General features: G+C 62.7%; 14 protein-coding genes. 10 read left to right on the forward strand and 4 right to left on the reverse strand.

Going from position 1 to position 14,068, the window contains the following annotated elements; translation table 11 throughout:
• Positions 1-49: 49 nt before the first annotated feature.
• The 4 genes from LB536_RS00265 to LB536_RS00280 form a co-directional block, all read right to left on the reverse strand.
• Positions 50-1,120, reverse strand: coding sequence for an ABC transporter substrate-binding protein (locus tag LB536_RS00265; RefSeq protein ID WP_140759918.1), 1,071 nt, complete (start codon positions 1,118-1,120; stop codon positions 50-52).
• A 28-nt stretch (positions 1,121-1,148) separates the two neighbouring features.
• Complete coding sequence (locus tag LB536_RS00270; protein ID WP_224589668.1) at positions 1,149-1,970, reverse strand: ABC transporter permease; 822 nt, start codon at positions 1,968-1,970, stop codon at positions 1,149-1,151.
• Positions 1,967-2,854, reverse strand: coding sequence for an ABC transporter permease (locus LB536_RS00275; RefSeq protein ID WP_224589669.1), 888 nt, complete (start codon positions 2,852-2,854; stop codon positions 1,967-1,969). The genes LB536_RS00270 and LB536_RS00275 overlap by 4 nt, the downstream gene beginning before the upstream one ends.
• Before the next feature lie 258 nt (positions 2,855-3,112).
• Positions 3,113-4,012, reverse strand: coding sequence for an SMP-30/gluconolactonase/LRE family protein (locus LB536_RS00280; RefSeq protein ID WP_224589670.1), 900 nt, complete (start codon positions 4,010-4,012; stop codon positions 3,113-3,115).
• Between the two features lie 117 nt (positions 4,013-4,129).
• Between LB536_RS00280 and LB536_RS00285 the strand changes: the two genes are divergently transcribed.
• The 10 genes from LB536_RS00285 to LB536_RS00330 all read left to right on the forward strand — a co-directional run bounded on the left by LB536_RS00285 (position 4,130) and on the right by LB536_RS00330 (position 14,065).
• Complete coding sequence (locus tag LB536_RS00285) at positions 4,130-4,837, forward strand: FadR/GntR family transcriptional regulator (RefSeq protein WP_224589671.1); 708 nt, start codon at positions 4,130-4,132, stop codon at positions 4,835-4,837.
• Between the two features lies 1 nt (position 4,838).
• Positions 4,839-6,041 carry a mandelate racemase/muconate lactonizing enzyme family protein gene (locus tag LB536_RS00290; RefSeq protein ID WP_224589672.1) on the forward strand — a complete coding sequence of 401 codons (1,203 nt, stop codon included), beginning with the start codon at positions 4,839-4,841 and terminating at the stop codon, positions 6,039-6,041.
• Between the two features lie 23 nt (positions 6,042-6,064).
• Positions 6,065-7,039 (forward strand): sugar ABC transporter substrate-binding protein, encoded by a 975-nt coding sequence (locus LB536_RS00295; protein ID WP_224589673.1) that lies wholly within the window; start codon positions 6,065-6,067, stop codon positions 7,037-7,039.
• Positions 7,040-7,116: 77 nt separating this feature from the next.
• Positions 7,117-8,094: an ABC transporter permease gene (locus LB536_RS00300; RefSeq protein ID WP_140760060.1), complete on the forward strand. Its 978-nt coding sequence runs from the start codon at positions 7,117-7,119 to the stop codon at positions 8,092-8,094.
• A gap of 3 nt (positions 8,095-8,097) precedes the next feature.
• On the forward strand, positions 8,098-8,829 hold the full coding sequence (locus tag LB536_RS00305) for an ATP-binding cassette domain-containing protein (RefSeq protein ID WP_224589674.1): 732 nt from the start codon (positions 8,098-8,100) through the stop codon (positions 8,827-8,829).
• Positions 8,830-8,841: 12 nt separating this feature from the next.
• Positions 8,842-9,597: an SDR family oxidoreductase gene (locus LB536_RS00310; protein ID WP_224589675.1), complete on the forward strand. Its 756-nt coding sequence runs from the start codon at positions 8,842-8,844 to the stop codon at positions 9,595-9,597.
• Positions 9,598-9,607: 10 nt separating this feature from the next.
• Positions 9,608-10,477, forward strand: a complete 870-nt coding sequence (locus tag LB536_RS00315) for an aldose 1-epimerase (RefSeq protein WP_224589676.1) — start codon at positions 9,608-9,610, stop codon at positions 10,475-10,477.
• A gap of 97 nt (positions 10,478-10,574) precedes the next feature.
• Entirely contained in the window at positions 10,575-11,732 is a 1,158-nt protein-coding gene (locus LB536_RS00320) for a fumarylacetoacetate hydrolase family protein (RefSeq protein WP_224589677.1), read from the forward strand.
• Between the two features lie 293 nt (positions 11,733-12,025).
• The gene (locus tag LB536_RS00325) at positions 12,026-12,961 is read left to right on the forward strand and encodes a substrate-binding domain-containing protein (RefSeq protein ID WP_023794606.1); all 936 of its coding nucleotides are present in this window, start codon (positions 12,026-12,028) and stop codon (positions 12,959-12,961) included.
• Between the two features lie 117 nt (positions 12,962-13,078).
• The gene (locus LB536_RS00330) at positions 13,079-14,065 is read left to right on the forward strand and encodes an ABC transporter permease (RefSeq protein ID WP_140811731.1); all 987 of its coding nucleotides are present in this window, start codon (positions 13,079-13,081) and stop codon (positions 14,063-14,065) included.
• The last annotated feature ends 3 nt before the right edge of the window (positions 14,066-14,068 follow it).

A 14,068-nucleotide genomic window follows, 5' to 3' on the forward strand; every position in this document is an offset into this window, starting at 1 on the left:
CTACGCGCCGATCCACCTTCTCCCACAAGGGGAGAAGGAGGGGCAGCGCTCAACCGCCAGCCTTCACCTTTTCGAACATCTTGGCGACATCGTCATTCTGTTTCATCGGCCCGGTGAAGATCGTGCTCTTCAGCATCACTTCCGGATCGGACGGCAGTTGCAGTTTTTCCAGTTCGTCCTTCGGCACGCCGGCGAAGGCAGTGCTCAGCGAACTGCCATAGCCGTAGGACTGGATCAGGAATTTGCCGGAGTCGGCGTCCAGCCGGCTGTTGATGAAGTCATAGGCGAGATCGACATTCTTGGCGTCCTTCAGCATGACGAAGCCGCAGGCCCAGGTCAGCATGCCCTCCTTCGGTTTCATGAACTCGACCGGCACGCCCTGCTTCTTGAGCGAGGTGGCCGACGCATTCCAGGTCATGGCGGCGACCAGTTGGCCGCTGGCAAGCGCCTGCTCGACCGAGGTCATGTCGGTCGTGTAGCTCGACAGCAGCGGGCGCTGTTCGCGCAATTTCGCCGCGACTTTGTCCATCTGCTCCGCCGTCATGTCGAAGGGGTTTACGCCGGCCAGGAGTGCGGCGACGATCGGCGTGTCGTGGACAGCATCGATGGTCGCCATACGGCCGGCATATTGCTTGTCCCACAGAAGGTTCCAGCTCGCTTCAGGGTTCTTCACCAGATCGGTGCGATAGAGGATCGAGGTGTTGCCCCAGTCCCATGGCACCATCCAGACCTTGCCGTCGCCAGCCTGCAGATCGGGCAGGTTCTTGAACACCGGGAAGATCGAATCCCAGTTCTTGATGCGCTTGGTGTCGATCGGCTGCAGGAGGCCTTCCTTGTTCCAGCGGGCAACCTTGTCGTAGCAGGGGTGCGCGATATCAGGCCGGAAGCCGGCCTTGACCTTGGTGAAGGCATCGTCGTCGTCGCCGAAGATCGAGGCCTCGACGCCATCGGGGTGCGCGGCAAGGAAGCTCTTGTTGAAATCGGGCAGCTCATAGCCCGACCAGGTGAAGTACTGCAGCTTCTCGGCGGCGAGCGCCACGGTCGACGACAGTGCGAGTGCAAGTGCTGCGAGGCCGGCCCGGGCCTTGTGTCCCGATATCGATTTCAGGTGGACTATCATTTTCGTTCTCCTCTCTTGTTGTTGTGCTTCAGGCTGGATTGCGGCGTGCGGCGCCAAGCCCGCGATGGCGCAGGATTTCGGCGGTTCCGGCGATGATGAAGGACACGGCCAGGATCACTGTTCCGAGCGCCATGACGGTCGGCAGCGAGCGCGGAAAGCGCAGCTGGCTCCAGATGTAGAGCGGCAGCGTCGGCTCAGTGCCGGCGAGGAAGAAGACGACGATGAATTCGTCGAAGGAGATCAGGAAAGCCAGCATGAAGGCCGACAGCACGGCAGGCAGGCTGAGCGGCAGCATGACGCGCCGGAACGTCGTCCAGTCGGAAGCCCCGAGGTCGAGCGCCGCCTCGCGAACCGTCCTGGGGATGGCGGCGAAACGGCTGCGCATGATCACCACGGTGGTCGGTAACGCGACCAGGATATGGCCGAGTACGATGGCGACGCGCGACGGTCCGAGGGCGATGAGGTTGACCAGGATCAGCAGCGATATGCCGACGATGACGCCGGGAATGAGGATCGGCAGCCGCGCGACGGCACTGATCGTGGCGGCCAGCGGCGAGCGTCCATAGAGGTCCATATAGGACACGGTGATGCCGCACAGCGTGGCGCCGGAGGCGGCGACGGCGCCGATGACGAGGCTGTTGGCGAGCGCACCCGACAATGCCGGATTGCCGTAGAGGCTCGCATACCATTGCAGCGTGAAACCCTGCAGGGGAAACGCGGCCTGGATGGAATCGTTGAAGGAAAACAGCGGGATCAGCAGGACCGGCAGATAAAGGAAGACCAGATAGGCAAGCACATAGAGGCCGAGCCAGCGGCCGTCCCGTTTCATGCCGGCGCGCGCTGCTTTCATGTGCGGCTGCCAAACCGGCGGTCGGCGCCACGCGCGACCAACACCACGAGCAGGATGACCAGCATGACGCAGACCGAAAGCGCGGCGCCAAATGGCCAGTCATTGGCCTTGCCGAACTGCGACTGGATCAGCGAGCCGATCATGGTGCTGGCCGGCCCGCCGACCATGGCCGGCGTGACATAGTCGCCGACGGTCGGCACGAAAACGACGAGGGCCGCCGCCAGGACGCCCGGCATCGAATTGGGCAAGATGACACGGCGGAACGAGGTGAATGGCCTTGCACCAAGATCGGAAGCGGCTTCGAGCAGCGATTTCGGAATGGTATCCAGCGCCACATAGATCGGCAGTATGGCGAAAGGCGTGTAGGCATGGGCGAGCGTGACCACGACAGCGGCCGGCGTGTTGAGGAAGGCCAATGTCGGCTCGGACCAGATGCCACTTTCGATCAGCGCCGAATTCAACACGCCATTGTAGGCCAGAACGATCTTCCAGGCGAAGACGCGCAGGAGATAGCTGGTCCAGAATGGCAGCGTTACCAGGAACAGCAGCAGCCCGCGCCTGCGACCGGCATGGAAGGCCAGATAGTAAGCGACGGGATAGGCTGTGACGACGGTCGCCATGGTTACCAGGCCGGCGATGACCAGCGAGCGCAGCGTCACCGTCCAATAGAGTGGGTCCGAGACCACGGTGATGAAATTCGACAGACTGAAACCGGCGCCGAGCAATGAGCCGTCATTGCCGCGTAAGGCAAGGAAAAGCACGAGGCCAAGGGCGAACAGTATCAGCAGGAAGGTGACCAATGCACCGGGCAGCAACATGGTGAGGCGGAACACCGGAGAAGAGCGGAATTCCGGCAACGGCTGATTTGCTGCAAGGGTCGACATCGACCTGCCTGTAAGATTATGAAATCGCCTTAGCCTTTTTCATATTCATGAAACTGTCAAGTTGAATCACGACCTCCCGCCTGATCGGCGCCGCTAGAAGCCCATGCTCCGGTTCACGGATGTGCGGCAGATGATCCAGCGTCATCGCTACGCGGCCGAACATGCGCGATCAGCCATTCCAGATCGTATTTCGACCAGGGATGACCTAGCCGGCATTGAAGCTCGAGACGCCCGCCCGGCCGCCACGGGTCGTTGAACTTATCCAAACCTGTTGGCTGGAGCGCCCTGGACATCCGGACGCAGTGCGAACAGGCCGCCTTCTTGCGGGTTCGCCTCAAGATGATCCGAGCTCATGGTAAATCGGGCTGAAGTTACAAACAGCGTGTCAAGATTCTCGCCACCGAAAGCGCAGCTCGTTGGCCAACTGCAAGGCAGTTCCGCGATGCGGTCCAGCCTGCCGTCGAGCGCGATGCGGGCAAGGCAGCTTCCTCCCACCACCCGGCAGTTCCAGACATAGCCTTCGGCGTCCAGGCAGGAGCCGTCCGGCAGGCCGCGCCCGAAATCGACGAAGAAGGGCCGTGGTTTGCCAAGCCGCGACGCACTCTTGTCCCAGGCATAGCTGTAAAGTGCGTTCTTCGTCGTATCGGCCGTGATGAAGCGGCCGTCAGTTGCCCACACCATCGTGTTGGTGATGCCGAACCGGTCCTCGCTCAGGCTCGTCACCTCGCCATCCGGACCGATGCGATAGAGCCGGCCTTCATCCCGCGCAATGGCGACCGGCGTGTCGTCCGGTCCAATATTGTTGGCCATTGTGCCGACCCAGAACGAACCGTCCGGCGCCACGGCGCCTTCGTTGAGCCGCGTCGCTGGCCGATCCGGCTCGATCGTGGCGATCGTTCGGAATGCTCCATCGAAATCCCACAACGCGACCTCCTTGCGCAGGCCGACGATCGCGCCGCCGTCCCTGCGCAGACCGATGGAGGTGACCAGATCCGGCGTCGGCCAACTTTCATAGTCTCCGGTCGACGGATCGAGCCCGTGTATCCGACGACCGATTATGTCGACCCAGAGCAGCCTGCCTCGGCGATCGTCCCAGACGAGGCTTTCGCCGACCATGTCGCGCGCTTCGACGATCAAGGCAGCTTGCGTTTCGCTCATGAGGTCCTCCAGTCAGGTCATCTAGAAATCGACTTGACATATATCTTCTAGCTGACATATGAGCAATTGGACAATAACCTGTCATACAGGTTTTGAGGGAGTGAGATGCAGGATCCGATGGACACAGCGGGTGAGCCGAGTCCCGGCCTGGTGAGCACGGCGATCCAGGCGATTACCCGGCATATCCGCTCCGAAGGTCTTGCGCCGGGTGATCCGCTGCCCAGCGAAGCCGCCATGACGCGCCAGCTCAACGTCTCCCGCACCGTCGTGCGCGAGGCCTTCCGCTCGCTTTCGGCGATGCGCCTGATCGACATGAGCGCCGGGCGCCGGGCCACGGTCGCCAAGCTGGACACCGGCGCGATGTCGATGGTGATCGAGCACGGCATCACCACGCAGCAGATCAGCGTTCACCAGGTCTATGACGTCAGGCGCACGATCGAGATGCGCACGGTAGCGCTTGCGGCACTCCGGCGCACCGATGCGGAAGCCGCCGCGATCGCGCAATCCGCCCGGTCGATGCGCGAGAATTTCCTGAACCCCGAAATTGTCATGGAGCATGACATCGCTTTCCACGAGGCGATTGCGGCTGCCTCGCACAACCCGGTCTTCTCGCTGATCGTCACCGCCTTTAGCGGCGTGACACGCAACACCTGGGTGATCGGCTGGCGAACCCGCTCGTCGAAAGACGACCAGCTCAAGATGATCAAGGGGCACGAGGACATAGCCGAAGCCATCCTCAAGGGAGATCCGCGGCTCGCCACCGAGCATATGGCGCAACATTTCGACAAGAGCGTCAAGGCGCTCCTCGACGCGGGAATTGCCTGACATGAAGATCGCTGCAATCGAAACCATCCGCATCGAGGAACGGCCCAACCTGCTCTGGGTCGAGGTCCATACCGACGAAGGCATCAACGGACTCGGCGAGACCTTCTTCCTGTCGCGCACCGTCGAGGAATACCTGCACGAATATGTCGCGCCGCGCGTCATAGGCCGCGATCCGCTGCAGATCGATCTCCTGGCCGCCGACCTGGTCGGCTATCTCGGGTTCCGCTCCAGCGGCGCCGAGGTGCGTGGCAACTCCGCTTTCGACATCGCGCTGTGGGACATTTTTGGCAAGGCCACCGGCCAGCCGGTCGCGCAACTGCTCGGCGGCTTCAGCCGCCAGTCGATCCGTACCTACAACACCTGCGCCGGCACCGAATACATAAAGGACGCGAAGGGCCAGACAACCGCCAATTACGGCATCGGCGCCAGGCGGGACTATGATGATCTCAACGGTTTCCTCACGCGCGCCGGCGAACTGGCGCGGGAGCTGCTCGAGGACGGCATCACCGCCATGAAGATCTGGCCGTTCGACCACGCGGCCGAAAAGACCCGCGGCAACGACATTTCGGCGACAGACCTCAAGGCCGCGCTCGAACCTTTTGAAAAGATACGCAACGCCGTCGGCGACAAGATCGACATCATGGTCGAGTTCCATTCGATGTGGCAGCTCCTGCCCGCCATGAAGATAGCTCGTGCGCTGACGCCCTTCGGCACCTACTGGCACGAAGATCCCATCCGCATGGACAGCCTCGGCGACCTCAAGCGCTACGAGGCGGCCAGTCCCGCGCCCATCTCGGCGTCCGAGACGCTTGGCAGCCGCTGGGCCTTCCGCGATTTGCTGGAAACCGGAGCTGCCGGCATCGTCATGCTCGATATTTCGTGGTGCGGCGGGCTGTCCGAGGCCCGCAAGATCGCCTCGATGGCCGAGGCTTGGCGGCTGCCGGTGGCGCCGCATGACTGCACCGGTCCCGTCGTGCTCACCGCTTCGACTCACCTGTCGCTCAACGCCCCCAACGCGCTCGTCCAAGAGAGCGTGCGCGCCTTCTACCGCACCTGGTACCGCGACCTGGTGACCGCGCTGCCGGAGGTCAAGGACGGCATGATCACCGTGCCGCCGGGACCGGGGCTGGGGCTGGCGCTTAATCCGGACCTCAGTCGCGTCTACACCGTCCATCGCCGCGTCACCGACAAGGCGGACATCTGAGAAATCCAAAGGGAGGAATAGAAATGAAAAAACTGACCGCAATGCTTCTGCTTGGCGCCGCTCTTGTCGGCGCGCAATCCGCCCGCGCGGACGGGCTCAACATCGTCTTCACGCATCATTCGTCCGCATCGAACACCTTCTGGCAGGCCGTCAAGAAAGGCTATGACGACGCTTGCGCCAAGGTCGAGGCGACCTGCAACATGGTCTTCACCCAGACCGAGGGCTCGGTCGAGCAGCAGGTCGCCAACATGCGCGCCGCGCTCGCCGCCAAGCCCGACGCGCTTTTGACCTCCATCGTCGACGACCATGCCTTCGACGACGTCATCAAGGAGGCGCGCGATGCCGGCGTGCTGGTGATCGCCGTCAATGTCGACGACACCGAAGGCGCCAAGGGCAATGCCCGGCAGGCCTTCGTCGGCCAAGGCTTCAAGCCCGCCGGCTATTCGCTCGCCAAGGCCATTTCCGAGAGCTTCCCGAAGGACGGCCCGATCAAGGTGCTGGTCGGCATTTCCGCTCCCGGCCAGAACTGGTCGGAAAGCCGTGGCGCCGGCGTGATGCAATTCCTCGAGGAATACAAGGCCGCCCATTCAGACCGCCAGGTGTCGTGGGAGCGCATCGACAGCGGCACCGACCTCGCCATTACCTCCGACCGTGTCGGCGCCTATCTCAACGCCCATCCCGACACGACAGCCTATTTCGACACCGGCTTCTGGTGTGCCGGCGTCGCACGCGTGCTGGCCGATCGCGGCGTGGCGCCGGGCAAGGTCTTGCTCGGCGGCTTCGACCTGGTGCCCGAGGTGCTGCAGCAGATGCAGAAAGGCTATGTTCAGGCGCTGGTCGACCAGCAGCCTTACATGCAGGGCTTCATGCCGGTGATGGAGGCTTATCTCAACAAGAAGATCGGTCTTGCCCCATCGGACATCGACACCGGTCAGGGCATCGTGCGGCCAAAGGAGGCCGATGGGATCATGGCGCTCTCCGCTCAGGGTCTGCGCTGAGCTCCAGCTTCGAACCGTTGGATCGGCGGCGCCCGCCGCCGCCGATCAGCTGAAATCCCAAAATGCCGGAGCCCAAGTTGAAGCGCCTGTTCAAGACCTATCTCGAAAAACCGGAACTGGCGGGCCTCATCCTGCTGGTGCTGCTCATCGTCCTGTTCCAGATCCGCTCGCAAGGCGTGTTCCTCAACCAGGATAACCTGCGCGGCATCCTCGGCATCCTGCCGGAGGCCGGCCTCGTCGCCATCGGCGTTACCATCCTGATGATCAGCGGCGAGTTCGACCTGTCCGTCGGCTCGGTCTTCGCGCTGATGCCGATGACGATGGCGGTCCTGATGGTGCATGGTTGGCCGTTCCCGCTGGCGCTGCTTGCCGGGCTGCTCGTCTCGGCGGCGATCGGCTTCATCAACGGCTACGTCACCATCCGCTTTGCCATACCGAGCTTCATCACCACGCTCGGCATGCTGTTCATGGCGCGCTCGCTCACCGTTGTCGTCTCGGGCGGCTTCCCGCCGCTGCTGCCCGCGGACCTGCCGACATGGCTGTTCACCTCCTTCGTTGGCCCGGGCAACATGTTCCGCATGTCGTTCGTCTGGTTTGCCGGCATTGCCCTTTTGACCTCGTTGATGCTGTCGCACACCAATTTCGGCAACTGGATCAAGGCCACAGGCGGCTTCCTGCCCGCGGCCGCTTCGATGGGTATCCCGACCGCCAGGGTCAAGCTCGCCTGCTTCATGCTCTGTTCGATGCTCGCCGGCTTTGCCGGCATGCTGCAGGTGCTGCGGCTGGGCTCGCCCCTGCCCTCGATCGGCGAGGGAATGGAGCTTCAGGCGGTGGCCTCCGCCGTCATCGGCGGTGCTTCGCTCGCCGGCGGCATCGGCACCGTCATGGGCGGCATCATCGGCACCACGCTCATCCGGGTCATCGACAATGGCCTCGTGCTCAGCCATGTCGATGCCAACTGGTTCAAGTTCGCCATCGGCTTCCTGACCATATTCGCCGTCGTCGCCAATGCCTGGATGCGCAAGCGCGCCAAGGCCATCAAGATGGAGGGCTGAACGATGACCGACGCGATCATCTCGGTCCGCAACCTCCACAAATGGTATTCCGGCGTCCATGCGCTGAAGGGCGTGACGCTCGACTTCACACGTGGCGAGGCTCTTGGACTGGTCGGCGACAATGGCGCCGGCAAATCCACCCTCATCAACATCCTCTCCGGGGTCCACACGGCGGATCAGGGCGAGATCCAGGTCGAAGGCAGGCCAGTCAGCATCACCAAGCCGCGCGATGCGATGGATCTCGGTATCGAGACGATATACCAGTACAATTCCATGGTTCCGACCATGTCGATCGCCAGGAACCTGTTCATCGGACGCGAACCGATCCGGTTCTCGATCCTTGGCGTTGGCCTGCTCGACCAGAAGAAGATGGCAAGCGAAAGCATCCACGCCATCGCCAATGTCGACCTGCATCTGCGCTCGCCCGACGCGCTTGTCGGCGAACTTTCCGGCGGACAACGGCAAGGCGTCGCCATCGCGCGTGCCATGCATTTCAAGTCGAAGGTGATGATCCTCGACGAGCCGACCAACCATCTCTCGGTCAAGGAGACGAAGAAGGTGATCGGGTTCGTACGCAGCCTGAAGGAACAGGGCGTCACCGGCGTCTTCATCAGCCACAACATGCATCATGTGTTCGAATGCTGCGACCGCGTGGTGGCGATGGCGCGCGGCGAGGTCGTGCTGGACAAACGGATCGAGGATACCTCGATCGATGAAGTCCACGGCGTTTTGTAAGGAGTGGCGGCAATGAAGGTTCTTGCCGATCGGGTCGTGCTTCTGACCGGCGGCCTTGGCTCCCTCGGCCAGGCCCAGGCCGTCACGCTGGCGCGGGCCGGTGCGCGTGTGCTGGTGCTCGACCGGCCCGATATCGAAGACGGGCCGGAGACCGCGGCGACGCTCGCCGGGCAGGCCGAAGGCGACATTGCCTTCGTCGGCTGCGATCTCAACAAGCTTGCCGGGGCGGAAGAGGTTGTCGCGGCTTTGGCGGCAAAGGAAGGGGGGATCGATATCCTGATCAACAATGCGGCCCTGATCATCAACCGGCCGTTCGAGGAATTCTCGCTGTCAGAATACGAGGATCAGATCAGGGTCAATTCCTCGGCCGCCTTTGCGCTTGTGCGCGCCTGCGCGCCGGGCATGAAGGCGAAGGCGTATGGCAAGATCGTGAACTTCTGCTCGATCACACTTAATGGCCGGTGGGATGGCTACGTACCTTATGTCGCATCGAAGGGTGCGATGCTGGGCCTCACGAAATCGCTGGCACGGGAACTGGGGCCGCATGGCATCACCGTAAACGCAGTGTCGCCGGGTGCCGTCGTTTCCGAAGCAGAAGAACGGGTGTTCGGCGAGCGGCTCAAGGAATACAGTGATTGGATCGTGGCCAACCAGAGCCTGAAGCGCCGCATCGAACCGCATCACGTCGCCGATCTCGTGCTGTTTCTTGTTTCGCCTGCCGCAGACATGATCAGCGGTCAGGACATCCACGTCGACGGTGGCTGGTAGCGTTCCGTCGATGACGAACATCGACACCATCGAACTTGCCGACGAACGCGCCAGGGTGGTTGTCAGCCCTCGCCAGGGCGCGGCGATCCTGCGCTACGATGCGCTTCGCTCCCACGGCGCGTTCACACCTGTGATAAAGCCGTCGGAAGGATTGATGAAATTCGGCTCCCAGTTGCTGGCGCCGTGGTCGAACCGGATTTCCGGCGGCGGCTTCGAATTCGACGAGCGTTTCCATGCGATAGAACCCAACGTCGAGGGCGAGCCGTTCCCGCTTCATGGCGACGCCTTTCAAAAGCCTTGGCGTCTGACGCAGCGGACGGGGACCGAGGCGGAGTTCGTTCTGAGCGATGGGGCGATCGGACCCTATCGCTATCATGCGAGCGTGCTCTACGCACTGGAGAACGGCGTGTTGAGCGTTGCTTTGACCATTGAGAACCGGGCCGCGATCCGGCTGCCTTATGGCATTGGCTTCCATCCATGGTTTCCGCGCAACGCGCGCACATCGCTCCAGGCATCGGCCAAGAGCGTCTGGCTCGAGGATGAACGCCACCTGCCGACCAGGATGGTGCCGCTCATCGACCACCCCAACTGGGATTTCTCGAAACGTGCGCCGCTTCCCGATACCTGGGTAAACAATGCGTTTGAGGGATGGAATGGACGCGCCTCGATCGTCCAACCCGATGATGCCATAGTCGTCTCGATCGAAGCGCCGCCGCCTCTCGGCGTCTTCATTCTCTACTCGCCGGCGCGAGACGCCGATTTCTTCTGTTTCGAACCTGTCTCGCATACGGTGGATGCTCATCACATCGGCGGCCTGAGGACACTCGAGCCGAGGGAATCGATGGCTTCGCGGATGCGACTACGCTGGCATGAGCTTTGATTGCCGGAGAAGCGTGTAGCGTTCGGCACGAATTGACTTGAAGAGAGGCCGTCGGAATTTCACAGTCCGGATTGTCACGCCCAACAACGAGAGAACGATGACGAACATGACTAACCTCCCCGGTGACGGTGTCTTTCTCGGCCGCGCCCGATTGCCGGCCGCCTCGCATCCCATGGTGGTCACGGTGCGTGACGGCACTGTCTTCGACATCACGTCGAGCGCGGCGCCTACCGTGCGTGACGTCTGCGAGTTGGCCGATCCGGCCGGCCATGTGGGCTCGGCCAAGGGCACGCCGATCGGCCAGCTCGATGACATCGCGGCCAACAGTTTCGAAGCCACGCGTGATCCGGCAAAACCCTTTCTGCTGTCTCCGGTCGACCTGCAGGCGATCAAGGCATCCGGCGTCACCTTCGTGGTCAGCCTGCTCGAACGGGTGATCGAGGAACAGGCGCGCGGCTCGGCGGAAAAGGCCGACGCCATCCGCGCCGACATTGCCGGTCTGATCGGCCATGACCTTTCGAAGCTCAAGCCCGGTTCGCCCGAGGCGATGGAGATCAAGGCCAAGTTGATTTCGCGCGGCGCCTGGTCGCAATATCTGGAAGTCGGCATCGGCCCGGATGCCGAGATCTTCACCAAGTGCCAACCGATGGCCTCGGTCGGCTTCGGCGCCGACGTCGGCCTCCATCCGGTGTCGACCTGGAACAATCCGGAGCCGGAGATCGCCATGATCGCCGCATCGAGCGGCAGGATCGTCGGCGCCACAATCGGCAACGACGTCAATCTGCGCGACGTCGAAGGGCGCTCGGCGCTGCTGCTCGGCAAGGCCAAGGACAACAACGCCTCGGCCTCCCTTGGCCCCTTCATCCGGTTGTTCGACGACACGTTCTCCATCGCCGACGTGAAGCAGGCCGTAGTGCGCCTGAAGGTCGAGGGAGACGATGGATTCTCGCTGGAGGGGGCAAGCTCGATGGCCGAGATCAGCCGCTCGCCGGAAGAGCTGGTTGCCGCGGCCATGGGGCCGCACCACCAGTATCCTGACGGACTGGCGCTCTATCTCGGCACGATGTTCGTGCCGTCGAAGGATCGCGGCGAAAAGGGCAAGGGTTTTGCGCACAAGGTCGGCGACATCGTCACCATCTCGTCGGAAAAATTCGGCGCGCTGGTCAACCGCGTGCGGCTATCGCCCGATTGCCCGCACTGGACCTACGGCGCCAGCCATTTGATGCGCGACCTCGCCAGGGCCGGCCTGCTCTAAGCGGTTCTTCGGGGACTTCGCCCCAAGTGACCGCCCAAACATGATCGGGACAGTCGCCTCGGCTGAGCCTCGGCGACGATCATCCGACTGCCCGGAAAAAATCATCCCAACTGATGCGATCTGATGGGGTCGTTGATGGCGCCGCGTCAGGCGCCAATTACGACTTGCAGATGGAGGCTTGCCATCCGCCGAAAAAGGGAATGCTCTTAGGCATCCGAGCGGCGCTGGCAAAAGACGCAATCCGGCTGAAGCCGGAACAACGGACGGATCATCTTCAACCGGGAGGAAATCAAATGCTGACGAGATTGAGACTTGTGCTCTACGGCCTGCTGATCGCGCTGACGGTCATTCCGGCAGCCGCGCAGGCCAAGACGTTCTACTGGATTTCACATGGCGGACCGGCAGACCCGGTCTGGACCTACTTCCTCGCCGGCGCCAAGCAATGGGCCAAGGACACCGGCAACACCGTCAACACCTCGTTCCACAATGGCGACGTCGCCTCGCAGCAGGAAGCGGTGCGCGCCGCCCTCTCGGCCAAGGCCGACGGCATCGTCACCACCAGCCCCGATCCGGGCAGCCTGGTCGAGATCGTCAAGGAAGCGCGCGCGGCCAACGTCCCGATCATCAACTTCAACACGCCCGATCCCAAGGCCAATTTCAACGCCTATGTCGGCGGCGACAACGTCACCTTCGGCAAGCACTGGGCGCAGTATCTGGTCGACAAGGGCCTGGTGAAGAAGGGCGACTTCGTCTGGATGCCGGTCGAGATCCCCGGCGCCACCTACGGCGTGCAGGAAGAAGAGGGCATCAAGAGCGTCTTCGGCCCGCTCGGCATCACCTATGAAGTGACCGAAGCGACGCTCGACCAGGCCGAGGTGATCAACCGCATGGTCGACTACCTCACCGCCCACAAGGGCAAGGTCAAAGCCATCATCGGCCTGGGCGACCTCGTTACCGGTTCGATCAAGCGCGTGTTCGACCAGGTCGGTGTCAAGCCGGGCGAAATCCCGGTCGTCGGCTGGGGCAACTCGCTCGACACCACCCAGGAAGTGCTGAACGGCTACGTCAATGCCGGCCAGTGGCAGGACCCGCAGGCGACCAGCTATGTGGCGCTGTCGCTCGCCAACATGGCGGCCAGCGGCATTCCTCCGGGCTTCAACGTCATCACCGGCGCGCTCTATGAGAAGGACACCGCGGCGGTCTACGACAAGATCCTGTCCGGCAAATAGTCCGCGATCCCTGGCGCCGCGCATCTCGCACGGCGCCAGATATCTTCCTGTGCCGCGGCCATGTCCACCCGATACGGTGGAGGTCGCTGCCCGTTCCAACCATGTCGCGGGTTCCCAGTGGAAAATCATTCGCTCACCCAACGCCTGATCGCGCGGCCGGAATTCGGCCCCTTCGTTCTGCTCATCGTCGAGATCGCCGTTTTCTGGGGTTTCAACCACGACTTCCTGTCACCGCAGAACATCTCCAACACGCTGGCCTTCACCGTCGAGCTCGGCCTGATAGCGCTGGCGATGACGCTGTTGATGACGTCGGGCGAATTCGACCTTTCCGTCGGGTCCCTGTTCGGCTTCTCGCCGGTGCTGATGTGGACGCTGTTCAATGCCGGCGTCACCTCGCTGGAGATGGGCTTCGTCGTCGCGCTGGTGGTTGCCGCCTTTATCGGCCTGGTCAATGGCTGGTTCGTCACGCAGCTCAAGATCCCGTCCTTCCTGGTGACGCTCGGCATGCTCCTGGTGGTGCGCGGCAGTGCGCTTTTCATCACAGACGGGTTTCCGCAGCGCACCTGGAGCGCCGAAGGCAGCTGGCTGGCGAAGGCGCTGGTCGGCGATTTCTTCATCGGCCCGTTCCGCATCTACATGTCGCTGTTCTGGTTCATCGCCGCGGCGATCGCGCTCGGCTATGTCTTGACGCAAAGCCGGACCGGCAACTGGATCCAGGCGGCGGGCGGCAATCCCAACGCGGCGCGCGCACGCGGCGTCAATGTCAACCGCGTCAAGGTCGGCCTGTTCGTCCTCTCGTCGCTCATGGCCTCGCTTGCCGGCGTCATCTCTTCGCTGCGCACATCAGCCGCCAACCCCAACAGCGGCACCGGCTACGAACTCGAGGTGATCGCCATGGTGGTGATCGGCGGCACGGCGCTGACCGGCGGGCGCGGCACCATCATCGGCACGGTGCTCGGCATCCTGATCCTGCGCGTCATGCGCAACGGCATCGTGCTGATCGGCGTGCCCGGCCTTGCCTACAACATCTTCATCGGCGCGATCATCCTTGGCATGATGGCGTTGCATTCATGGCTGGAACGCCGGCACCAGGCGGGGACTTGAACC

This window comes from Mesorhizobium sp. ES1-3 (assembly GCF_020164795.1).
In the GTDB taxonomy this organism is placed as follows: domain Bacteria; phylum Pseudomonadota; class Alphaproteobacteria; order Rhizobiales; family Rhizobiaceae; genus Mesorhizobium.